The sequence below is a fragment of the Pseudomonas sp. SW-3 genome, assembly GCF_016615645.1.
In the GTDB taxonomy this organism is placed as follows: domain Bacteria; phylum Pseudomonadota; class Gammaproteobacteria; order Pseudomonadales; family Pseudomonadaceae; genus Aquipseudomonas; species Aquipseudomonas mandelii.
The window spans coordinates 6475996-6498016 of the sequence record NZ_CP067098.1; the positions used below are offsets into that span (position 1 = coordinate 6475996).

At 60.8% G+C, this 22021-nt stretch carries 19 protein-coding genes; 10 read left to right on the forward strand and 9 right to left on the reverse strand.

The features are described from left to right. Nucleotides 1-56: 56 nt before the first annotated feature. The 7 genes from folE2 to JIO00_RS29435 are packed head-to-tail and all read left to right on the forward strand — an operon-like array spanning nt 57 to nt 6204. Nucleotides 57-953 (forward strand): GTP cyclohydrolase FolE2, encoded by an 897-nt coding sequence (folE2, locus tag JIO00_RS29405; RefSeq protein ID WP_200667326.1) that lies wholly within the window; start codon nt 57-59, stop codon nt 951-953. After that, the gene (locus JIO00_RS29410) at nt 950-1618 is read left to right on the forward strand and encodes a metal ABC transporter ATP-binding protein (protein ID WP_200667327.1); all 669 of its coding nucleotides are present in this window, start codon (nt 950-952) and stop codon (nt 1616-1618) included. Before folE2 ends, JIO00_RS29410 begins: the two co-directional genes overlap by 4 nt. Continuing rightward, entirely contained in the window at nt 1618-2484 is an 867-nt protein-coding gene (locus tag JIO00_RS29415) for a metal ABC transporter permease (protein ID WP_200667328.1), read from the forward strand. Before JIO00_RS29410 ends, JIO00_RS29415 begins: the two co-directional genes overlap by 1 nt. An 11-nt stretch (nt 2485-2495) precedes the next feature. Then, nucleotides 2496-3371, forward strand: coding sequence for a metal ABC transporter substrate-binding protein (locus tag JIO00_RS29420; RefSeq protein WP_154912721.1), 876 nt, complete (start codon nt 2496-2498; stop codon nt 3369-3371). Beyond that, complete coding sequence (locus JIO00_RS29425) at nt 3368-3928, forward strand: gamma carbonic anhydrase family protein (RefSeq protein WP_077748526.1); 561 nt, start codon at nt 3368-3370, stop codon at nt 3926-3928. The genes JIO00_RS29420 and JIO00_RS29425 overlap by 4 nt, the downstream gene beginning before the upstream one ends. Before the next feature lie 2 nt (nt 3929-3930). Next, on the forward strand, nt 3931-5268 hold the full coding sequence (locus JIO00_RS29430; protein ID WP_200667329.1) for a dihydroorotase: 1338 nt from the start codon (nt 3931-3933) through the stop codon (nt 5266-5268). Between the two features lie 30 nt (nt 5269-5298). Next, nucleotides 5299-6204: a His/Gly/Thr/Pro-type tRNA ligase C-terminal domain-containing protein gene (locus JIO00_RS29435; protein WP_077748524.1), complete on the forward strand. Its 906-nt coding sequence runs from the start codon at nt 5299-5301 to the stop codon at nt 6202-6204. Between the two features lie 79 nt (nt 6205-6283). On the opposite strand, the gene JIO00_RS29440 is transcribed toward JIO00_RS29435, so the two are convergent. Continuing rightward, nucleotides 6284-6805 carry a DUF3617 domain-containing protein gene (locus JIO00_RS29440; protein ID WP_010465397.1) on the reverse strand — a complete coding sequence of 174 codons (522 nt, stop codon included), beginning with the start codon at nt 6803-6805 and terminating at the stop codon, nt 6284-6286. A gap of 131 nt (nt 6806-6936) precedes the next feature. On the opposite strand from JIO00_RS29440, the gene cls reads away from it, so the two are divergent. After that, entirely contained in the window at nt 6937-8376 is a 1440-nt protein-coding gene (gene cls, locus JIO00_RS29445; protein ID WP_010465398.1) for a cardiolipin synthase, read from the forward strand. Here cls and cfaB read toward each other — a convergent pair. The 5 genes from cfaB to hflK (JIO00_RS29470) all read right to left on the reverse strand — a co-directional run bounded on the left by cfaB (nt 8373) and on the right by hflK (JIO00_RS29470) (nt 15728). After that, nucleotides 8373-9557, reverse strand: coding sequence for a C17 cyclopropane fatty acid synthase CfaB (gene cfaB, locus JIO00_RS29450; protein ID WP_077748522.1), 1185 nt, complete (start codon nt 9555-9557; stop codon nt 8373-8375). The two genes, cls and cfaB, sit on opposite strands and share 4 nt — an antisense overlap. 216 nt (nt 9558-9773) lie before the next feature. Then, on the reverse strand, nt 9774-11684 hold the full coding sequence (locus JIO00_RS29455; RefSeq protein ID WP_200667330.1) for a cation-translocating P-type ATPase: 1911 nt from the start codon (nt 11682-11684) through the stop codon (nt 9774-9776). After that, complete coding sequence (hflK, locus tag JIO00_RS29460) at nt 11681-12739, reverse strand: protease modulator HflK (protein WP_200667331.1); 1059 nt, start codon at nt 12737-12739, stop codon at nt 11681-11683. Before hflK (JIO00_RS29460) ends, JIO00_RS29455 begins: the two co-directional genes overlap by 4 nt. Continuing rightward, the gene (hflC, locus tag JIO00_RS29465) at nt 12736-13773 is read right to left on the reverse strand and encodes a protease modulator HflC (protein WP_010465405.1); all 1038 of its coding nucleotides are present in this window, start codon (nt 13771-13773) and stop codon (nt 12736-12738) included. Before hflC ends, hflK (JIO00_RS29460) begins: the two co-directional genes overlap by 4 nt. Further along, nucleotides 13770-15728 (reverse strand): protease modulator HflK, encoded by a 1959-nt coding sequence (hflK, locus tag JIO00_RS29470; protein WP_200667332.1) that lies wholly within the window; start codon nt 15726-15728, stop codon nt 13770-13772. The genes hflC and hflK (JIO00_RS29470) overlap by 4 nt, the downstream gene beginning before the upstream one ends. A gap of 217 nt (nt 15729-15945) precedes the next feature. Between hflK (JIO00_RS29470) and lpdA the strand changes: the two genes are divergently transcribed. Continuing rightward, nucleotides 15946-17346, forward strand: a complete 1401-nt coding sequence (gene lpdA / locus JIO00_RS29475; RefSeq protein WP_102594441.1) for a dihydrolipoyl dehydrogenase — start codon at nt 15946-15948, stop codon at nt 17344-17346. A 70-nt stretch (nt 17347-17416) separates the two neighbouring features. Here the strand turns inward: lpdA and JIO00_RS29480 are convergent, their stop codons facing one another. Next, nucleotides 17417-17890 (reverse strand): Lrp/AsnC family transcriptional regulator, encoded by a 474-nt coding sequence (locus JIO00_RS29480; protein ID WP_010465412.1) that lies wholly within the window; start codon nt 17888-17890, stop codon nt 17417-17419. Between the two features lie 145 nt (nt 17891-18035). On the opposite strand from JIO00_RS29480, the gene JIO00_RS29485 reads away from it, so the two are divergent. Beyond that, nucleotides 18036-18665: a LysE family translocator gene (locus JIO00_RS29485; RefSeq protein WP_144443394.1), complete on the forward strand. Its 630-nt coding sequence runs from the start codon at nt 18036-18038 to the stop codon at nt 18663-18665. A 3-nt stretch (nt 18666-18668) separates the two neighbouring features. On the opposite strand, the gene JIO00_RS29490 is transcribed toward JIO00_RS29485, so the two are convergent. Both JIO00_RS29490 and JIO00_RS29495 read right to left on the reverse strand, forming a co-directional pair. Then, the gene (locus JIO00_RS29490; RefSeq protein WP_200667333.1) at nt 18669-20786 is read right to left on the reverse strand and encodes a hypothetical protein; all 2118 of its coding nucleotides are present in this window, start codon (nt 20784-20786) and stop codon (nt 18669-18671) included. Continuing rightward, a complete protein-coding gene (locus tag JIO00_RS29495) occupies nt 20773-21966 on the reverse strand; it encodes a DUF3142 domain-containing protein (protein WP_200667334.1) in 1194 nt (397 codons plus the stop codon). Before JIO00_RS29495 ends, JIO00_RS29490 begins: the two co-directional genes overlap by 14 nt. Nucleotides 21967-22021: the final 55 nt, after the last annotated feature.

A 22021-nucleotide genomic window follows, 5' to 3' on the forward strand; every position in this document is an offset into this window, starting at 1 on the left:
CGATTTCAATGTAATAACATAACATATGGAACCCCACTCCTACGACGGACCTGCTCATGAATGCGCTGACTCTGCCGGATATCGCCGCGCAGGCTTCCCGCCAAGCCCTGCCACTCGACTGGGTGGGCATGTGCGGCATCGCTCTTCCTGTGTTGTTCGATGGCCAACGGCTTAGCGCAAAGGTGGACGCCGGCGTGAGCCTCGATGATGGAGAAGCGCGCGGTATTCACATGTCCCGGCTGTATTTAGCGCTGGAAGCACTTGAGCAGGAAAACCTGACGCCCGCCCTATTGCGGCGAGTTCTTCAACGTTTTCTCGACAGTCATGAAGGGCTGTCCCACGGCGCTTACTTAAAAATTGATGCGGATTTACTGCTCAAAAGGCCGGCGTTGATCAGTCCGCTGGCCGGCTGGAAAACCTATCCAGTGAGCATCGAAGCGCATTTGAAAAACGCGATGTTCCACGTGGAACTAAAAATCGATGTTCCATACTCCTCGACCTGTCCGTGTTCAGCCGCACTTGCCCGGCAGTTGATTCAGCAACAATTCGTCGACGATTTCGCCAACAAGTCGCTGCAACACGCTGATGTATTGGCGTGGCTTGGTTCTACCAAAGGCATCGTTGCGACACCGCACAGCCAACGCAGCAACGCACGTTTACAGCTGCGGCTGGACGACTATCTGGATGACCTGCCGCTGATTGCACTCATCAATGACGCCGAAGCGGCACTCGGCACTGCCGTACAAACCGCGGTGAAGCGTGCCGATGAACAAGCCTTCGCCCTGGCCAATGGGCAAAACCTGATGTTCTGCGAGGACGCCGCTCGCCGATTGAATCTGGCCTTGAAACGCTCTCCCGGTATCAACGCTTTCCACATACGCGTCGTCCACGCCGAAAGCCTTCATGCCCACGATGCCGTTGCCGAAAGCCGATGGAACTGGGTAACCGCATGATCCGTTGTCAGGCATTGCGCTGGGGGGCGCCCGGTCAACCGCTTACGCCCCCTGTGGATTTTGAATTGCCCGAAGGCAGTCTGACTGCCGTGATCGGCGCCAATGGCTCGGGTAAAAGCAGTCTGCTGAAAGTCATCGCGGGGCTGCAAAAACCCTTGGCCGGAAAAGTCAGCCTCGCTATTCCACGCAAGGGCTCGCTTTCCTTCCTCCCTCAACAGCAACACCTGGACAGGCAATTCCCCATCAGCCTTCAGGAGTTGGTAGCCGCTGGTTTCTGGGGCAGCAAGCAATCGCCAGAGATACGCCACCAACGTATCAAAGCCGTGCTGGAAGACTGGTGCCTGACGGGATTGGAACAGCGCCCGTTGATGGCCCTTTCCGGAGGAGAATTGCAGCGCGCCCTGCTCGCTCGCTTGAGTCTTGCCGAAGCGCCTTTGCTGTTACTCGATGAACCCCACGCCGCGCTCGATGAGCTGGGCCAATCGCTGCTCTGGAAACACCTTCATAACTGGCACGCCGAAGGTCGAACCCTGGTGGTCGTGTGTCATGACCTCGCCGCCGTTCGCCAACACATTCCTCAAAGCCTGCTGATCAAAAGCAGCGGCTGCATCCTCGGACCCAGTACCGAACTGATCCGCCAACCACAGCAAGTGAAGGTGGACTGATGCTCGCTGCCGCTCAGCTTTGGCAACCGTTCCACGAGTTTGTATTCATGCGCCGGGCACTCTTTGGCGGATTGGTCTTGGCTTGCAGCACCGCGCCGTTGGGTGTGTTTCTGATCCTTCGCCGGATGAGCCTGATCGGCGACGCGGTAGCTCACGGCATCCTGCCGGGTGCAGCGCTCGGTTTCTGGTTCGCCGGCTTGAGCCTCCCGGCACTGACCATCGGCGGACTTGGTGCAGGCCTGAGCATGGCCGGACTCGCCGCATGGATCACCCGCCGAACGGGGTTGCGCGAAGACGCGAGCCTCGCCGCGATCTATCCGATTTCCCTCGCCAGCGGCGTGCTGATCCTTGGCATTGCCGGCAAACGCCTGGACCTGCTTCACCTGCTGTTCGGCTCCGCGCTGGCGGTCGATGGGCCGACGCTGACCGGCATGCTGTGGGTCTCCGGGTTCAGCCTGATCGCCATGGCGCTGATCTACCGCCCCTTGCTGCTGGACACCCTCGACCCGCTTTTCCTGCAAACCGTCAGCCGTCTTGGCCCGCTGGCTCACGGCGTATTCCTGACCCTGGTGGTACTGAACCTGGTGATCGGCTTCCAGGCCATCGGTGCCTTGATGGTGGTCGGTTTAATGATGTTGCCGGCCGCCGCGTCGCGGTTCTGGAGTCGCCGTTTACCCATGTTGATTGCGATTGCCGCCCTGCTCGGCTGCCTCTCGGTATGGCTCGGCTTATTGCTGTCGTTCTATTACTCGCTGCCCAGCGGCCCGGCGATCGTGCTGGTAGCGGGCGGTTTGTATGCGCTGTCCGTGGTGTTCGGTCCGGTGCACGGTTTGCTGCGCCGCCCACCTTTGCTCACATCCCAATGAGGTTCTTTCCGATGCGCGCTTTACTCGTGCTGTTCAGTCTGATGCTGTCGATGTCGTTGTCTGCGGCGGAAAAACTTCAGGTGGTCACCAGTTTCAGCATCCTTGCCGACATGACCCATCAGGTCGGCGGCGACCATATCCAGATCACCAACATGGTCGGTCCTGACGCCGATGCCCACACCTACGAGCCGACTCCGGACGATGCCAAAGCCTTGCTCAAGGCCAGACTCATCATCAAAAACGGTTTGGGTTTCGAGCCATGGCTGGACCGCCTGGTGACCAGCACCGAGACCAAGGCCCCCGTCATCAGTGCGAGCCACGGCGTCATCCCGCGCTCCCTGGATGAAGACGGCGAGACCGTGCCCGACCCTCACGCCTGGCACAACCTGGCCAACACCGAGCTTTACATCAGCAACATCACCAAGGCGCTGATCGCCGCCGACCCGGCGAATACCGCCGACTACGAACGCAACAGCCAAGCCTACCTGAAACAGATCTACGCACTGCTCGCCCAAGCCAAGGCCAAGCTCGGTTCGCTACCGCCGGGCAATCGCAAGATCGTCACCTCTCACGATGCGTTCGGTTATCTGGGTCAGGCCTACGGCATCGACTTCATGGCGCCGCAAGGCTTGTCTACGGAACGCGAACCTTCAGCCGCGGAAGTCGCTGCACTGATCACCCAGATTCGTCAGGCCAAGGTCAAAGCGGTGTTCATGGAAAACATCAAGGATGCCCGTCTGCTCAAGCAGATTGCCGACGAAAGCGGCGCGCACATCGGTGGCACGTTGTACTCCGATGCGCTCGCCGCAAGCGGTCCGGCGAGTACCTTTGCCGGCCTGTTCGAATACAACCTCAACACCCTCTACGACGCATTGAGCAAGCCATGATCCGAAAGAACCCCTCAGGCGATTTGCCACTGATTGCGGAATCCGCCTATGTGGATAAAACTGCGATCATCTGCGGCAAGGTGGTGATTGGCGAGAACGTCTTCGTCGGCCCCTACGCCGTCATTCGGGCTGACGAAGTGGACGCGTCAGGCGAGATGGAGCCCATCACTATCGGCGCCAACTCGAACATTCAGGATGGTGTGGTGATCCACTCCAAGTCCGGCGCGGCGGTGACCATTGGCGAGTTCAGTTCAATCGCTCACCGCTCCATCGTTCATGGCCCTTGCACGGTTGGCGATCGAGTGTTCATCGGTTTCAACAGCGTACTGTTCAACTGCGCGGTCGGCGATGGCTGCGTGGTGCGGCACAACTCGGTGGTCGACGGTCGTGACTTGCCCGAAGACTTCTACGTGCCCTCCACCACCCGTATCGGCCCCAACACCGACCTGTCGCAGTTCCCACCGGTGAGCGTCAGTGCCTCGGAATTTTCCGAGGACGTGGCGCGCACCAACGTCGACCTGGTGCGCGGCTACAAAGCCCTGCAGAACGAGTTTTAACCATGAGCAGCGTGCTGATTCGCAATGCCAGATTGGTGAACGAAGGTCGGGAATTCGATGGCGACCTGCTGGTGAGCAACGGCAGGATCGTGAAGATCGCGGGCAGTATCCACGGAGAAAATGCCCACGTCGAAATCGATGCACAAGGACAGTGGCTAGTGCCTGGAATGATCGATGACCAGGTGCATTTCCGAGATCCCGGGGCACCGGACAAGGGTAGCTTTTACACCGAATCGCGGGCGGCCGTGGCGGGCGGTATCACCAGTTTCATGGACATGCCCAATACAAATCCGGCAACCCTGACCCTCGCGGCACTCGATGACAAGAAGCGTCGAGCAGCGATCAACTCCGTCGCCAACTACGGCTTTCACTTCGGCGTGAGCAACGACAACCTCGACACCGTGGCGGCGCTCAATCCCTGTGAAGTAGCCGGTGTGAAAGTGTTCATGGGCGCCTCTACCGGCAACATGCTGGTGGACGATCCGCAGACGCTCGAACGATTGTTCGCCGAGGTGCCGACCCTTCTGCTGGCCCATTGCGAACACACACCCAGCATCGAAGCCAATGCTGCAAAAGTGCTCGAGCGTTTAGGGGAGCACATTCCCGCCTCGGTGCACCCGCAGATTCGCGATGCCGAAGCGTGCTTTCGTTCGTCCTCAATGGCCGTGGACCTGGCCAGGCGACACGGCACCCGCCTGCACGTTTTGCATTTGACCACCGCGCGTGAACTGGCATTGTTCGAAGACAAACCGCTGACACACAAGCGCATTAGCGCCGAAGTCTGCCTGCATCATTTGCTGTTCGATGATCGCGACTACCCGAGTCTCGGCAACCTGATCAAATGCAATCCGGCGATCAAGACTCAGGCCGATCGTGATGCCCTGCGCCAAGCCCTGATGAGCAATCGGCTGGACGTCATCGGCAGCGATCACGCGCCGCACACCTGGGCGGAAAAACAACGGCCCTACCACCAGGCCCCGTCCGGATTGCCATTGGTGCAACACGCCCTGCCCGCGTTAATGGAACTGGTGATCGACGAAGTACTGCCGATAACTGCCCTCGTGGCCAAGACCAGTCATCGCGTGGCTGATCTGTTTGCCATTCCCGACCGTGGCTATCTGCGCGAAGGCTACTGGGCCGACCTCGTTCTGATCAAAGCCGAGCCAGAGGGCGTGGCCGTTTCCAGGCAGCCGGTCTTGTCGCAATGCGGCTGGACACCCTTCGCTCGCCAGCGTTTTCGCCACAGCGTCAGCACCACGATCGTATCGGGGCAAATCGCCTGGCACGACAAACGTCTTAATGACAACTGCCAGGGTTTACCCCTACGGTTTATGCGCTAACGCGCGTTAATTGCACTCGAGAGCACCGACATGATTCACATCACCCTGAGCGATGGTTCATTGCGTGAATACGACCAGCCGTTGTCGGTGTATGAATTCGCCGCGAGCATCGGTGCCGGGCTGGCCAGAGCGGCCGTGGCTGGTCGGGTGGACGGTGTTCTGGTGGACTGTGAGTTCATGATCGAGGCCGATGCCCGGGTCGGCATCGTCACGCCTCAGGAACCCGATGGGTTGGAGATCTTGCGACGCTCCTGCGCATTGATGCTGGCGGTGGCCATCAAGCAACTCTATCCAAAAGCGCAATTACAGATCGGATCGGCGATGGGTGATGGCTTCTTCTACGAGTTTGCGTTTGAGCGTCTGTTACACCTGGTCGACCTTGCCGGTATCGAAGCGCGCATGAGGACCCTGGCTGCAACCAACCATTCGATCCGGCGCAGAAAGCCGCCAACCGGATCGACGCCCCCGGAAAAGTCATTGCCCTATCTCCTTGGGGACTTCGAGTGTCTGTCAGTGGGGCCGCATGTTCCCGCAACCCGGGTGTTGCAGGCATTCGCGCTCGATCACATCAGCGGCACCGCGCCACAACGGATTTATGGAACGTGCTGGCCCAGCCAACAGGAACTGGATGACTGGCGGGCGCCGCTGCACGTGATCATTGTCAGCATGGACGAGCGTCAGGCGGATTACGCACAGTCGGTGACCGAGGCGTTGCGCCGGGGTGGCGTGCGCGCTCGTGCTGATCTGCGCAACGAGAAAGTCCGCCACAAGATCCGCGAGCACAGTCAGCAAGTGCCGTATCTGGTGGTGATCGGTGAGAAAGAAAAAGCCGGCGGGTTTGTCAGTGTGCGCAGCCGCACCGGAGAGGATTTCGGCAGGATGGCGGTTGATGCGGTGTGTGAGTGGTTGAGGTCAATTGGCATTGCGAGAGTCTGAGCCGGCCCCTTCGCGGGCAAGCCTCGCTCCCACAGGATCTGCATCGACCCTGTAGGAGCGAGGCTTGCCCGCGAAGCTTTTAAGCCCTCGGCTTGACCGTCCCGCAATCCTGACCCAACCACACGGCGCGAGTATCGAGGCTACCCTTCTGCTGAAGGCCGGTCGCATTAAACGTGCCGTTGACCTTGGTGGTGAACTCACGATCACTGAGGAAAGTGGCGACCCCCGCGCCCTGCGCTTTCGGACAGCTGAAACGGAATTTCCACTGATTACCGCTGCGGTCAGTGATTTCCTGTTTGCAGCCCGATTGCGGGTCCGTCAGCGGGATATTGTCTGACTTCACTTGCTCCGGCGTCAGGCACGCCCGAATCCCCTTTCCGCCCATGGTGATGCCCTGCTTCTCCAGCTGCGCACGCTGTTGCGGAGTCATCTGGCCCTGCAACTGGCCGAGGATCAGCTGCAAGTCCGGCAGGTTCTGGTCATCGACCTTCATGTTGCTCGTGGTCAACTCCCACAAACCTGGCTGCAGCATCTGCGCCTGAGCGGCCAGGGGAACTGCTAAACCTAAAGCCACGGCCAAACCCAGCAGACGAACGTTCATCGAGTAACTCCTGATCAGTAGTGGCCGTTAGACGTCAGCCACAGGCTTCAGTTCATGGGCCAATTAAATAGCGACATTCTGCACGGAACATGGTCTGTTAAGCATTGAATCTTCAGGAGCAAGGCTGCCCCATGGATTACTTTGGACCGCACATTTTCGGCTACATGATTGCACTGCTCCATACGTTGGGCCTGATCGCAGCCATCCACGCCGTACTCACCGTCCGGACCGCCCAGGGCGCTATCGCCTGGGCCCTGTCGTTGATCTTCATGCCTTACCTCACGCTTATTCCGTATCTGGTCTTTGGCCGCAGCACCTTCGATGGCTACATCAAGGCGCGGCGCCAGGCCAACGAGGAAATGCGCAAGGCGATCTCAGAGCTCAACTGGCGCCCCTGGGTAGAAGAGGCGCTGACCGCACGCGCCTCCAACGCCTACGCGTCCCTGCGGGCGATGCCGAAACTGGGGCGCATGCCGTGCCTGGCGAACAACGAAGTGCGCTTGCTGATCAACGGCCAAGCCACCTTCGACGCAATTTTCGAAGCCATCGACAACGCGAAGGAAGCGGTGCTGATTCAATTCTTCATCATCCACGACGACCGCCTCGGCCAGCGCCTGCAAACCCTGCTGCTCAAGAAAGCCGCAGAAGGCGTGGCCATACACTTGCTGTACGACCGCATCGGCAGCCATTCCCTGCCCCACAGTTACGTGCAGCCGTTGCGCGATGCCGGCGTCGAGGTCAAAGCCTTCGCCACCCGCAGCGGCTGGCTTAACCGCTTCCAGGTCAACTTCCGCAATCACCGCAAGATCGTCGTGGTCGACGGGATTCTGGGCTTCGTCGGCGGGCATAACGTTGGCGACGAATACATGGGCGAGAAACCGCCGCTGGCGCCCTGGCGCGATACCCACGTGCGCGTATGCGGGCCGGTGGTGGCCTGCATGCAGGAATCGTTTGCCGAAGACTGGTTCTGGGCGGCGCGATCATTGCCACCACTGATCCTGCCGGACGTGTATCCGGACGACGGTGTGCTCTGCCAATTACTCGCCAGCGGCCCGGCCGATTCCTACGAAACCTGTTCATTGTTCTTCGTCGAAGCCATCCATGCGGCAACAGAAAGGGTGTGGATCACCAGCCCCTACTTCATCCCCGACGAAGCCGTGTTCGCTGCGTTGAGACTGGCCGCTCTTCGAGGCGTGGATGTGCGGCTGCTTCTGCCCTCACGACCGGACCACCGAATCGTTTACGCGGCCTCAAGCCTTTATGCTTTCGAAGCCGTGCGCGCAGGCGTGCGCGTGTTTCGGTACGCGCCGGGTTTCCTGCATCAGAAGGTGGTGTTGATCGACAGTGAAATCAGCGCCATTGGCAGCGCCAACCTGGATAACCGCTCATTCCGGCTCAATTTCGAAGTGATGTTACTGACCGTCGACAGCGCGTTTGCCGCCGAGGTGGAACAGATGCTCAATGATGACTTCGCCCAGGCCCACGAGATCGCCAAAGAAGAAAGCCGGGAGACCCGCCGCCTGCAACAGGTCGGCATGCGGATCGCCCGGCTTATTTCACCGATTCTCTAAAGGTAGATGTCGTCTCGCGTCCAAGGCAGTTCATGGCTGCCATCGGCGTGGGCTTTCACCGCGAGGATCTGGTGCAGGTTGATCCAGCCTCTGGCGAACGCGTAAGCGCATCCCGCCAGGTACAACCGCCAGATCCGCAGCGCCTGTTCCGGAACCAGTTTTGAAGCCGCTTCCAGATTGTCCTCCAGGCGTTCGCTCCAATGGTCCAGGGTGCGCGCGTAGTGAAGGCGCAGGCTCTCGACATCGACGATCTCCAGCCCCGCTTCGCTGATCTCGGCGGAGATCATCGACAGGTGCGGCAACTCGCCGTTGGGGAACACATATTTCTCGATGAAATCCCCGGCACCGCGCCCTACAGGTCGGCCATCCGTGTGCTTGGCGGTGATCCCGTGGTTCATTACCAGGCCGCCCTCTTTCACTGCGCCGAACAAGGTCTTGCAGTACTCGGCCAGGTTGGCGTGGCCGACGTGTTCGAACATGCCGACGCTGACCACCTTATCGAAGCGCCCGTCCTGAGGCAGATCGCGGTAGTCGAGCAGTTGCAGTTCAACCAGATCGTCCAGGCCTTCGGCGGTCACTCTTTCACGGGCCAGGGCCAGTTGCTCTTTACTCAGGGTAATCCCGAACACTTTCGCGCCAAACTCGCGGGCCGCGAAACGGGCCAGCCCTCCCCAACCGCAACCGACATCCAGCAGGTATTCACCCGGTTGCAGCCGCAGCTTGCGGCACAGGTGGCGGAACTTGGCTTGCTGGGCTTGCTCCAGCGTTTCGCTGCCGGTCTCGAAATAGGCGCAGGAATACGCCATGTCGCTGTCGAGCCACAGCTGATAAAACGCATTGGAAAGGTCGTAGTGGTAGGAAATCGCCTTCGCGTCGGTTTCCTTGTCGTGGACCGTGCGCACAGGCTGACTGTCGTCGTCCTCGCTCAACAACGCCTGACTCCATTCATCACAAACGCGGATCACGTCGCTGATGGAGCCTTCGAGTTCCAGCTTGCCTTCGACAAACGCCGCTCCGAGCGCGTCCAGGCTGGGGTGAGTGAACTGGGTAACCATTTGTGGGTCCTTGACCACAATAGTGACGCTGGGCGTCGGCCCCAGGTTGAATTCATGGCCGTCCCAGAGTCGCAGGCGTAGCGGTAACTGCAGATTCTGTAAGGCCGGTGGAAGTTGCGCGAGCATGGAAAGTCCCCCTTGTTTCAGACGTCTGATGTGAGGGTAGACCATCCTAGAAAAATAGCTGGCTATCGATTTAATAGCGTTTTTCTATAACTCGCGGCGCTTAAACCAGCCGTCGTGCGTCCACAAAAGCAGATGGTCCTTACCCTAGATGACTACAAATTTGATGCACAGTTCTAAAAACTCGGTTTTGCCCTCATAGCCCTGGGTTAGAGGCGTTCAAGCCTCGTCTTTGATTTTCAGCAAAGGCTCCTGAAAGCGCAGCAGACGCCCCGCATTACCGAGCACCAACAACGTACTGAGGTTATGCAGCAACGCTGCAATCATCGCCCCCGCAGCACCGAGCCAGCCGAATGCCGCAAACGCGACAATCGCCAGGGTCCAGCCCAGACCGATGATCACGTTGACCTGCAAGGTCTGCCGACATTGGCGACTCAACCGGACACAGGTGCCGAGACGGCGCAGGTCGCTGCCGATCAACACAATGTCCGCCGACGCCAGCGCGATGTCCGCGCCCCCCGCGCCCATGGCCACCCCCACGACGCCGGCCTTGAGTGCCAGCGAATCGTTGATGCCATCCCCCACCACCATCGGCCGGAAGCCGTTGCCGATTTCCGTCAGCACCCGGTTGAGTTTGTCCTCAGGCAGTGCCTGCGATTCAACATCGGTGATGCCGACATCCCGTGCCAGCGTGTGCGCGACGCTGTGCCGATCGCCCGTAAGTAACAACTGGCGACCCAAACCCAGTTCACGCAATTCACTCAAGGCAAAACGCGCCTCAGGTTTGACGCTGTCTGCCAGCAACAGCCAGGCCAGGAATTCACCGTTGAGTGCCAGCCCGGCAATCGGGCCATCGTGTTCGGGAACCGCCGAAGTGGCGATGCCCAGTTGCGCGAATAGCTCTGGACGGCCGAGCGCTGCTTCGCCCTGCTCCGTCATCGCGACCACGCCCAGGCCCTGGCGCTCGTGGATGTCCGACAGCAGCAGAAAATGTTCCTGAGTGACCAACCCGGCGAGCGCACGGCTCACCGGATGACTGCTGGCCGAGCCGAGGCTCGCAGCGAGTTTAAGCACGTGACTGCGGTCCTCCAGCGGGCTGTCGATGGACTGCAAGCGCAAGGTGCCAAACGTCAGGGTTCCGGTCTTGTCGACCACCAGCGACGTGAGGTCCGCCAACTCTTCCAGGAACGCCGAGCTGCGAATCAGAATCCCATGCCGCGCCGCCACCGCCACGCCGGCAATCGCCGTGGCCGGCGCCGATAACACCAACGCGCAAGGACACGCCGCCACCAGCACCGCGAGCATCGCCTGGGCATCATTGGTGACAAACCAGGTCACCGCGGCCAACAGCAATACCAGCACCATGTAACTGCCAGCGTAACGCTCAAGCAAACGGGTGATCGGCGGCTTCGAACGCTCGGCGCTTTGCATCAGGGCGATGACTTTACCGAGGGTCGATTCGTTGCCGGTGCGTGTCACTTCGAGGCGCAGCAAACCGTCGAGATTGATCGCGCCGCCAAAGACCTGCATGCCGACACCCGCCTCGATCGGCACCGACTCACCGGTGATTGATGCCGTGTCGAGGCTTGCCTGACCGGACAACACCCGACCATCGGCCGGCACTCGGTCGCCCGCACGTACCTCGACAATGTCGCCGGTTTTAAGGGTGCCGTTGTCGACTTCGACGATGGCTCCGTCAGCCTGAACCTTGCGAGCGTGACTGCGGGTCAGTTTGCCGAGCGCACGAATCGCTTCCTGGGAACCGATCACGCTGCGCTCTTCCAGCACGTGGCCGAAGATCATGATGATCGGCAGCAACGCAGCAGTCAGCAGATCACCCGTCGCCCAGGCACCGAGCATGGCGAGGGCAATCAGCTGATCGGTGATCCCGTGCAAGCTTGGATATCGCAGGCTGTACCACGCCGAACGCATCACTGGCACGGCCACCAGCAACGATGCAAAACCCAACAGCAATTGACTGACGCCCGTCTGCTCCGGTGACAGCCAGCGCCAGATCAACCCGAGGCTGAGCAAGCCAAGGGCAAGCATGGCCAAGGTCAATTGGCGTGCAGCGCTGCGTTGTTCAGCCGAGGACAACAGGCTGGGTGCGGCGGCGGTTGAGGTGGTCATTGCGCTGCTCCCTGAATGATCAGGCGGGAATCATCTTTCGGATTGACCGTCGTTACTGAGCCGGCCTGGCCGAGAATCTTCGGCATCCGCTCGCGGTAGATACGCAGCAACATTTGCGGGTCAGTGCCCTGTTGTTGCGCTTGGGCCAGGCTCAACACCGTGGCCGTATCAGCCGAAGCTTTGGCCAGCCGTTCGCTCGCCTGGGCGTGGGCGACTTGCAGTGTCCGGTCGCCTTGTTCATTGGCGGTCTGGGTCAGTTTCTCGGCCTCGGTGCTCGCATTGGCGACGGTTTTGTCCGCTTGCTGGCTGGCGGTCAGCACCGCATTGAAAGCGTTCACCGCTGGGCCGGGCAGACTCGATTGCACGTCGACTCGCGCCACTTCGATACCCAGGCCCTGTCCCGTCGCGGTCAGTTCGGCCAGACGCTGATTGATGCCCTGCACCAAATCACCGCGCAGACGTTCGCGACGTTCTGCCGCCTGATTGTCGCTACCGATCAGTTCCGGTCGCGCCACCAAAATGGTGTCCAGGTCTCGCGCGGCCGTCAGGGCAACGGCGCTGCGGGTGACCAGCCGATCGAGTGCCGGCAACACATGTTCACCTTGAAGCACGAAGGCATAAGGTTCGGTGACCTTGTAGAAAACCCGCACATCCAGCTGCACCACGCCCGCGTCACCGGTCAGCAGATAGCCCGATCCAGCGAGCGTATCGCTCAGCGGTGTCGCGAAAGACGCCACCCGATCGGCCTGCAACGCGGCATCGCTACGAAGCAGATTCTCCACCCGACGTTCGATCACCCGATCAGCTGCCGGCAACAAAATCACTTGCTCAAACGGGCGCGGCCAGGCCAATAGCAAACCGGCATTCTGGATGCGATCCAGCGCGCCGAAGTGCAGGACCACCGCCCGATTCTGAGGATCAATCTGCCGCACATTGGAGAATGCCCACGCTAACGCAGCCAGAACGGTCACGCCGTAAAGCGCCAAAAAAGCCAATCGCCCAGCCTGAATCCAGGGGCTGCTTAACTCATGTGTTCCACGTGGAACTAAATTCATGGCTGTGACCCGGACTTGTTATCGAGGGTCGGTGGACCGTCAACCAGCACCCGGAAAGGTGCAGCATCAGTGCGCAATATCAGCTTGGTGTCCGGGGTGACGATCGTGCCCAATGTATCGAGGGAGCGCAGCAAGTTGTAAAGCTGTGGCGAACCGGCGTAGGCACGGCCGTAAATCTGCGCGGCTTCGACGCGGGATTGGGCTTCGATATCGGCAGCTTTCACCGTCGCATCAGCTTGCACGATGCGCGCATCTCGTTCAGCCGCGGACCGGATTTGCGCGGCTTCACGCTTGCCGATGGCGGTGCGCTCGGTGGCAATTGTTTCACGCTCGGCGCGCATGCGATCGACAGTGGCGGTGAGCGTCACCGACGGCAGGGTCAAACGCTCGATGCCCACTTGCAGCACGCGAACGCCATACGTGGTCAGCAACTGCTGATCGATCTGTTTACGCAACTGCGCTTCGAAGTCGGCAATGTGCACCTGATTGGCGTCGGTGTTGACCAGGTTGGCCAGGTCGAAACTGCTCGCGGTGGTTTCCAGTGCCGACCCCACAAACGTGCGAATCTGCCGCGCCGCTTCGTCCGGCTGATTCTGCACGGCGCGCATAAAGCGCTGCACATTGTCCGGGTCGCCCTGAACCTGCCACGCCACGTAGGCCTGAACAATGATGCGCAATCCGTCGCGCGTGCCCACATCCTGCAAACCGCTGGAGGTGGTGCGCAGCCGTAAGTCGACCGGAATGGCCGCTTCAAACGGTGCCGGCCAGCGCCAGCCGAGACCCGGCTCCAGCAACACCCGCGACGGATTACCGAAGCGAGTAATCACCGTGGCCTCCCCCGAGCGAACCTGCACCAGACTCGCTGCCGCGATGGCGAATGCCACGAGCAACGCCGCCCACCCCATGCGCCGCCACGGGAATGGACCGGCTTCCTGTGAATCACCGTGATGATGGTGGTGACCGTGGTGATGTCCGCCATGTCCGTGATCGTGGCCGGCGTGGTCGTCATGATCGTGAGAGTGCGACTGGCTCAATGGGTAGCTCCTGGCTGAGCGCTGTTGCGCGGCGACGCAGGATCGGCCGGCAGCGTGAAGGTACGTAGGTCGATGGTCGGTGCATTGCTGGTGCCGCCCAGACGATGATCGAGCACCAGCAATTTGGCGTTGGCCAGACCCTGGGTCAGTTGGCTGAAATACTGCTCCAGCAAGAACGCTTGGCCGGCACTGGCATAGGCTTTTTGTTCGGCGGTGAATTTCAGATCAGCCGCCTGCGCGGCGGAGTTGATTTCATGTGCGCTGGCGCTCGCCTGATCGCGAGCGATGCTGGCCTGCAACTGCGCTTGATTGGTCGCTTGCGCTGCTGCCCCGCGCTCACGCGAGATCAATGCCTGGGCACCAATCTGCGCCGCCTGAACGCCGTGATAAGCGTTGGCTGCACCGGCCGGCGGATGGATCGCCTCCACCACGGTGGCGAGAATTTCCACACCGCTGTCGAGCTTCTGCAGATCAGATTGCACGGCGCGGCCGATCTCCTCGGCCAGCCCTACCCTGTCCTCGCCAAGCAAACCGTCGAGGGTCCGCGAGGCAAAGTCGTGAACCAGAATCCGGCTGGCAGTGCTGCGAATCAGCGTTGGTACATCGGCGCTGTTGTACGTCGCAGCCAACGCCGCTTGATCGGTCAGACCGATGCGGTACACAAAACGCACGTCCATGTTAACGATCTGAAAGCTCTGCTTGTCGGCACGGCTGCTGGCGATCACCTGGGATTTATCGTTCACATGGCTGGCGTCCCACAAGCGATTGGCAATCGCCGGCGCCGGGCCTTCTGCAGGCTCCAGGACGACCGGCACCGATGTTTCGCCAACGCTTGTTGCCAACTCGTGAACCACGCCGTTTTCAACGCTCAACACCCGACCCAGCGGCCACGGTAAACCGGCGTGCAAACCCGGACCGAACACTTCCACCGGTTTGCCGAAACGTTCGTAGATGCCCCGCCCTTGCAGGGGTATTTCGTGAACGCCGGTGAGCGACCACCCGACAATCGCCACCACCGCCATCACCGGTAAAAACGCCCGACGCATATAGGTGAAGGCCCAGATCTGCCGCAAGTCGATACCGAAGCGGTTATGCAGTTCGTGCTGCAACGCCAGCAACGGTTGTGGCGGCCAGCGCAGCATGTCGGCGACAACACTTCGTGCCAGCAACGTCGGTTCAAAGTGTTCACGGCGAGGACTGAACAACGACAACATGGCGCGTAGCAGCAACTCGGCCGCGACCAGTCCCGGCAGCAACCCGATCAACACGGCAAGGCGTACTGGCCAGACCGAAGTTTCGCTGCCAAACAACAAACACAACGCGCTGAGCACCAGGCAAATGATCGCCACCCGGCTCAGTTGCGCCAACTGCCCCGCTTCTGGCCATTGGGCGATGTTTTCCTGGGCGAGCTGACGCTCAAGCACCAGCAAACCGAAGGCCAGCAACAACGACAGCACGGCACCGACGCTTGCCGATAATCCCAACGCTGCGGGCGCCAACGCGAGGCTCCAGAACTGGCTGATGCTGTAGATCGCCAACAGTGCCCAACCGGCGAGCCATAGGGTCGGTGCGCCGATCTGCCCGAGCAAGCGCACCCAGCGCTGACCGAGCCGCTCCAGCAGTCGCTCATACCAGCCATCGGGGGCAACGGTTTCATCCGAAACAACTTCTGGCAGCGGCGGATTCATCGCTTGCCCGCGCCACTGAGTCACCCACCATGCCGATTGCAGGCCGGCAATCAGCACCAGCAAACCGGCGCTCTGATTCACCAGCAACGGGGCCCACAGCGACAACGGCGCAAACAGCCCGACAAAAAACGCCAACACCAACCCGACCGCCGCCAAGGCACTCAGGCCGATGGCGAACTGACGCAATCGCCGCCCTTGAAAAACCGCCTGCTGAAAGCGCGGCAGCCCGGCTACCTGCGTTCCATCGACTTCGAGATCGACTTGCATACCACCCCAGTGCTTATCATTGGCCACATCGCAGTTCGTTACGATATAACGAAAGTGGTGAAATTTTTGTACTAAATCGCTCTATCTAAAGATGCCCAACCTGTCGCTACGCTGAAGCCTTGACCGAAATAGCCGTAAACGCACATATTACGCTCATAATTTTATTCAAAGACTACGTTTACCCAGCCCATTTCCCTTTCAGTCCAGGAGTACATCCATGAGCACTTATGACGTCGTGATACTGGGCGGTGGCCCCGGCGGTTACAACGCAGCGATCCGCGCAGGCCAACTGGGCCTGAAAGTAGCGTGCGTGGAAGGTCGGGCGACCCTCGGCGGCACCTGCCTGAATGTCGGCTGCATGCCCTCCAAGGCACTCCTGCATGCCTCGGAACTCTACGACGCCGCCATGGGAACGGAATTTGCCAACCTGGGGATCGAGGTCAAACCCACTCTCAACCTCGCCCAGATGATGAAGCAGAAAGATGAAAGCGTGGCCGGGTTGACCAAGGGCATCGAATTTCTGTTTCGCAAAAACAAAGTCGATTGGATCAAAGGTTGGGGCCACATCGACGGGCCGGGCAAAGTGACGGTGACCGACAACCAAGGTGGCAAGACCGAACTGAGTGCCAAGGACATCGTCATCGCCACCGGCTCCGAGCCCACTCCCCTGCCCGGCGTCCAGATCGATAACGAACGCATCCTCGATTCCACTGGCGCGCTGTCGCTGGCCGAAGTGCCGAAGCACTTGGTAGTGATCGGCGCCGGCGTGATCGGCCTGGAACTGGGTTCAGTGTGGCGCCGCCTGGGCGCCCAGGTGACCGTGATCGAATTTCTCGACCGGATCTGCCCCGGTGTGGATGCTGAGGCGGGCAAAACCCTGCAGCGCTCGCTGAGCAAACAGGGCATCAGCTTCAAGTTGAGCTCGAAAGTGACCAGCGCCACCCCGTCCGCAAACGGCGTTCAGCTCAGCGTGGAGCCGGCGGCGGGCGGCACTGCCGAGACGATTGAGGCCGATTACGTGCTGGTGTCCATCGGCCGTCGGCCTTACACCGAGGGTTTGGGTCTGGAAAACGTCGGCCTCACCACCGACAAGCGCGGCATGCTCGCGAACAAGGGCCATCGCACCGACGCTGCGGGCGTGTGGGTGATCGGCGATGTCACGTCCGGGCCGATGCTCGCCCACAAGGCCGAAGATGAAGGCATGGTGTGCATCGAGCAAATCGTCGGCAAGGCGGGCGAGGTCAACTATGACTTGATCCCCAATGTCATTTACACCAAGCCTGAACTGGCCAGCGTCGGCAAGACTGAAGAGCAGCTCAAGGCAGAAGGTCGCGCGTACAAAGTCGGCAAATTCCCCTTCACCGCCAACAGCCGGGCGAAGATCAACCACGAAACCGAAGGCTTCGCCAAAGTGCTGGCCGATGAGCGCACCGACGAGATTCTCGGCGTTCACCTGGTCGGACCCAGCGTCAGCGAAATGATTGGTGAGTATTGCGTGGCGATGGAGTTCAGCGCTTCGGCGGAGGACATCGCGCTGACGTGCCATCCGCATCCGACGCGGTCCGAGGCGTTGCGTCAGGCGGCGATGAATGTGGAGGGGATGGCGACGCAGATGTGAGCCCGCCTGCCAGATGATCGTTCCCACGTCGAGGCGTCGAACCGTCCGCGTGGGATCGATCCTGCTCGGTCTAAAGCGGCAAATGCCCCAACGGCAACGCCCCCGGCGTCTTCACCGTGTGAATCGCAAAGTTGCTGCGGATATCACTTACACCCGGCAATTTCAGCAGGCGCTCGGTGAGAAAGCGGTCATACCCACGTAGATCCGGCACCACCACTTGCAGCAGAAAATCCGATTCCCCTGACACCAGGAATGCCGAAATCACCTCCGGCAGTGCGGTGACGGCCAGGCGAAAGGCTTCGGCCTGCTCATCGTTGTGGCGCTCAACCTTGACCCCGACAAACACCGTCAGCCCAAGTCCCACTTCGTCACGATCAAGGTTGGCCTGATAGCCGCGAATCACGCCGGCCTCCTCCAGCATCCGCACCCGACGCAAACAGGGGGAAGCGGACAAACCGATCTCGTCGGCCAATTGCACATTGCTCAGGCGACCGTCCCGTTGCAGGGCGGCGAGAATCTTGCGGTCGTAGGCGTCCAGCTTCATGGCTTGGCAGATCCTGGTGGTTTGATCGTCACAAAGTGGCAGGTTATGCCAATTACCCAGCGTTTAGAAGCTGACTTCGCAAGCACCTGCCCCACCCTTCAACCCTAGACTGGCGCTACCGAATCAACAACGAATGGGGTGCAACGTGGAAGGACTCTGGCTGTTTTTCATGGCGCTGGCAGTGGTGTATCTGTTGCCCGGCCCGGACATGATTCTGCTGCTGCAGACCGGCGCCCGTCAGGGCAAAGGCGCGGCGTTGGCAACGGCGGTGGGTCTGGGCATTGCTCGTGGATGTCATGTGGCGCTGGCCGCGCTGGGGCTGGCGGCGCTGTTCAAGGCTGCGCCGTGGACCTTCGACGTGGTGCGCCTGGCGGGAGCCGCCTACCTGTTGTGGATCGGCATTCAGTGCCTGCGAACCACGATGTTGCCGAACCTGGATGGCGCAGACGCAACCGGCGAAAAACCATGCTGGCGGGCCTCCATCCAGCGCGGCTTGCTGACCAACCTGCTCAACCCCAAGGCGTTGCTGTTCTGCTCAGTGTTATTGCCCCAATTCATCAACCCTCACGCCGGGCCGGTGCTCGCGCAATTTGCGGTATTGGGCATGCTGCTGGTCGGCGTCGGTTTGCTGTTCGACAGCGCCTATGCCTTGACCGGCGCCGCGCTGGGCCGCTGGCTGCAACGCAGCCCCTCGGCCCAGCGCCTGCAACAATGGGTGTTCGGCAGCCTGTTGATCGGCTTCGCGGTGCGGCTGACCTTTGTTCAACAGGCATGAGCCTTACTGCGCTTTACGGCGGCGCCGGTTGATCAATACCAGCGCCGCGGCCGTCACCGCGATAACACCACCGATCTGCAATGGCCACTTGTACGGCCGCAGCGCCGAACGGGCGGCGTCAGTCGCCTGGGTTACATATCGTTTGCTGGCATTCTCGAAGTCGGGATACGGGCACTGGTGGCCGAAATCCACCGCCCAAGCCACATAGGGCCCTTCTTTGACATAGCGCTGGTACAGCGCACTTTGGTCTTGAAGGCTGCTGTTCCACCCCGCCGCCGAGCACAACACAGCAGCAAAAGCCTGGCTGGTGTGAGGCAGGTTATCGGCGGCGCGGTTGGCCAAGGCCGTGGCGACGAATCGATAGTGGTAGCGCTCGTCGGGCTTCGCGGCACTGGCTTGCTGGCGCTGGACTTCACTTTCGGCCACCAAGGGGCCGACCTTCAGTTCAGTCGTCTCCAGGCTGTAATTGCCGCCAAACGTGGCGTAGTCCGGGGCCATTTCATAACCCAGAATGTCCATGCCCCACTCGCGTGCCGTCCAGGCTGCGTTGAACAGAGCAGACGCACGCTTGGTCGGCCACCACGCTGAATCAGCGAGCTGACGCTGTTGCGCATACAACCGGGCCTTTTTCTGTAGATCGGGGTTGTCGAAATACACCAGCGCCTCGTCGTAGCGCTCTTCACGCAGTAATCGACGCCCGAGCAGATTGCGCAGTTGCGCCGCCACCGGCAACGGCACGTAGTTGTCGCGATCCTGCTGGCTGAGCGCTGGCGGCGCCGGCACTTGGGTGTCGACGTAATGCTTGAGCTCATCGACGGTCAGCACGCGCTCGGCAACGGTCGCGGCATCGAACCAATAGATACTTTGGCTGCGATAAAGCTGATCGAACGCTTGCAGGTAATCCCCGCGTTGCAGCGCCAGGATCGCGCTTTCACCCTCGACCCGGCACTTGGGTTGTAGGCTTTCGAAATCATAGTCAGGCGTGCGTCGCTCGCCCCACGATTCGTTCTGCGGGAAGGCCTGGGCCGCCTTGGCATACGCCGCAGCCGCTGCACTTTTGTCACCCTCACGCAACGCCAGTTTCGCCCGCAGCCACCACGCCAGACCGCCGTCCCCGGCATGCTCCAGGAACGTTTTGGCGCTGGTGTAATCGCCCTGTTGATAATTCATCGCCGCCAGTCGGTCCGCGTTGTCCAGACTGCCCCGGGTGCTGCTTTGCAGGAGTTTGATCAGCTTCAGTTCATTCGGCGGTTGATCACCGAATGACCAGCCCAGGCGACTGATCAGCGACGCCGTCACCAGTTGTTGCACCGGTTTGCCCTTGAGCAACTCGGTCAACTGATCTTCAGGCATCGCCAGCAGATCCGCCATCAACAGCTTCAGCGAGGTGTAACCCACCGCCGAACCGTGGCGATTTTGCGTGGCGTACAGATTGATGGCGCTGTTCCAGTCGCCAGCGGTGCGCGCCACGCGGGCCTCCTCGCCGAGGCTGGCGACACCGAGTTCCAGCGGGTCGCTGAAGCCGTCGATGCTCAGCTGACGGACCTGCTCGAAGGCTTTGCGCGACTGTGCCAACAGGTCAGGCGCTGCGTCTGCTTCGGCGCTCTGGGCAAACAGCGTCCGGCCCAATGAATAAGCGGCCCAGGTGCTGCGCAAGGCGCGTTGATCCGCCGGCAGCGCCAGCACTTTCTGGAAGTACTCGGCGGCCAGCGCATGATCACCGGCGTTGAACCCCACCGCACCCGCCAGATAGAAACGAAGCTCGGCCGGCAGGCTCGCGCCCTGGGTCTCGACTTGACGGGCATCGGTCAGCGCGCGCAACTGTTTGACCAGGGCTTGCTGCTCCGCCGTCAACCCGGCCTGCTCGGCCTTGTCTCGCTGCTCGGCGTAGTCGGTTGCCTCCAGGCCGTAAGGGGATGACTCGACGTTCTTGAGCCCTGCGATCACATGCCCCAGGCGATTGATCTCGAACTGGAAGTTGCCTTCCGGCAGCTCCGCCAGCGACTGGGCGCGGTTGTCCAGCAAGCGCATCGGGAAGTCCGGCCCGCAGGCCAACGCTGAACCCAGCGGCAGGCTGAGGCTCAGGCAAAGCACATGGCGGGGCCAGTTACGGGTGAACATTCGAACCTCCTTGATCAATGTGTGCGCAGCGAGCCCAACCGATGGCGCGCTGCTCGCCGGCCGGTATCCGGCCGTCGCGCAGGCGGGTGAAGGTAAGCAGATCCGGGCTTTGTTGCAATGCGTAACCGGCCAGCGCATCGGCACCGTCGCAGCCGCGAACCGCCAGCGTGACGCGTTCGGGCCAGGCGTTGTCGAGGTTGCCTTGATTGCTAACGCTGATGTCATAGAGGTCGTCTTGCGCGATGAGTTTCAAACTTAACCGACTATCGAGCGAATCTCCGCGAGCAACGGCCCTCAGCGTGTTCAGGCTCCAGGCCCGACGATCACCCACCAGCGGCAGACGAAACCAGATCAGACCGGCCAGATGCGTCGGTGGATCGGCGCGCAACTCGGCGGCGAGTGCGCTCAGTTGCAAGGGATCCGCCAGCAATTCCCGGCGTTGGCCGGCTCGCCCGACAGGCACTTCGCTTTCCACGACCGGCGCACCGCTGGCGCCCGGCAACAGGGCCACGCCATAGGCGGGCAGCGCCAGGTAAAAGGGTTTTGAGGTGATGAGGCTCCAGGCGTTTACCCATTTCCTGGCTTGATCCGGATCAAACAGACCACGACGCGGATCACTCACCGCATGCACCTGCAACACGCTGCTGTCGACGGTCGCCAAGAGTGCCGGCAATTCAGGGCTGTCGAGCCAGGCCGGCAATGCGGTGATGCTTAACGGCAAAGCGGTGGGTAAAGCCGTGCGCAGGTGAGTAAGAAATTCGCGGTAAGCCGGTAGCCGGGCGCTACCGGCGTCGTGGTCGATTTCCACGCCAGAGAGCGTCAGCCCCTGCCCTTGCCACTCGCTGAGCACTTGCTGGATGTGCGTCGTGACGTCGTCCTGATCCAGCGACTTGAGCTGGCCGTCGAGGCGAATCACCGCAATCAGCGGTCGGCCATCGCGCTTGAGCAGCGCCGGATCGACTCGCGCCCGGCTCCAGCCCGCCTGAGGAAACGCCTGCAAGGCCAGCACCCGCAAGGTCGAAAAGTCCGCGCGACTGTCTTGCAGGGCGGCGTCATGGGCTGACGTCCATTGCCGTTGCCAGACGTAGAGTTGCTGATCGAGCGGCGGCGCGTCTGTTTGTTCGCAACCGTTGAGCAGTGCCAGAGCAACAAGCAGGACAGAAAGACGAACTAACAACATGAAATCCCTGATCCTGGAAACACAGGGCTACAGGGTACACAAAACCTGTGGGAGC

Excerpts from the sequence above, each read along its gene's own strand:
- folE2 (WP_200667326.1), top strand. The coding sequence starts at position 57 with ATGAATGCGCTGACTCTGCCGGATATCGCCGCGCAGGCTTCCCGCCAA.
- JIO00_RS29410 (WP_200667327.1), top strand. The coding sequence starts at position 950 with ATGATCCGTTGTCAGGCATTGCGCTGGGGGGCGCCCGGTCAACCGCTT.
- JIO00_RS29415 (WP_200667328.1), top strand. The coding sequence starts at position 1,618 with ATGCTCGCTGCCGCTCAGCTTTGGCAACCGTTCCACGAGTTTGTATTC.
- JIO00_RS29420 (WP_154912721.1), top strand. The coding sequence starts at position 2,496 with ATGCGCGCTTTACTCGTGCTGTTCAGTCTGATGCTGTCGATGTCGTTG.
- JIO00_RS29425 (WP_077748526.1), top strand. The coding sequence starts at position 3,368 with ATGATCCGAAAGAACCCCTCAGGCGATTTGCCACTGATTGCGGAATCC.
- JIO00_RS29430 (WP_200667329.1), top strand. The coding sequence starts at position 3,931 with ATGAGCAGCGTGCTGATTCGCAATGCCAGATTGGTGAACGAAGGTCGG.
- JIO00_RS29435 (WP_077748524.1), top strand. The coding sequence starts at position 5,299 with ATGATTCACATCACCCTGAGCGATGGTTCATTGCGTGAATACGACCAG.
- JIO00_RS29440 (WP_010465397.1), bottom strand. The coding sequence starts at position 6,805 with ATGAACGTTCGTCTGCTGGGTTTGGCCGTGGCTTTAGGTTTAGCAGTT.
- cls (WP_010465398.1), top strand. The coding sequence starts at position 6,937 with ATGGATTACTTTGGACCGCACATTTTCGGCTACATGATTGCACTGCTC.
- cfaB (WP_077748522.1), bottom strand. The coding sequence starts at position 9,557 with ATGCTCGCGCAACTTCCACCGGCCTTACAGAATCTGCAGTTACCGCTA.
- JIO00_RS29455 (WP_200667330.1), bottom strand. The coding sequence starts at position 11,684 with ATGACCACCTCAACCGCCGCCGCACCCAGCCTGTTGTCCTCGGCTGAA.
- hflK (WP_200667331.1), bottom strand. The coding sequence starts at position 12,739 with ATGAATTTAGTTCCACGTGGAACACATGAGTTAAGCAGCCCCTGGATT.
- hflK (WP_200667332.1), bottom strand. The coding sequence starts at position 15,728 with ATGCAAGTCGATCTCGAAGTCGATGGAACGCAGGTAGCCGGGCTGCCG.
- lpdA (WP_102594441.1), top strand. The coding sequence starts at position 15,946 with ATGAGCACTTATGACGTCGTGATACTGGGCGGTGGCCCCGGCGGTTAC.
- JIO00_RS29480 (WP_010465412.1), bottom strand. The coding sequence starts at position 17,890 with ATGAAGCTGGACGCCTACGACCGCAAGATTCTCGCCGCCCTGCAACGG.
- JIO00_RS29490 (WP_200667333.1), bottom strand. The coding sequence starts at position 20,786 with ATGTTCACCCGTAACTGGCCCCGCCATGTGCTTTGCCTGAGCCTCAGC.
- JIO00_RS29495 (WP_200667334.1), bottom strand. The coding sequence starts at position 21,966 with ATGTTGTTAGTTCGTCTTTCTGTCCTGCTTGTTGCTCTGGCACTGCTC.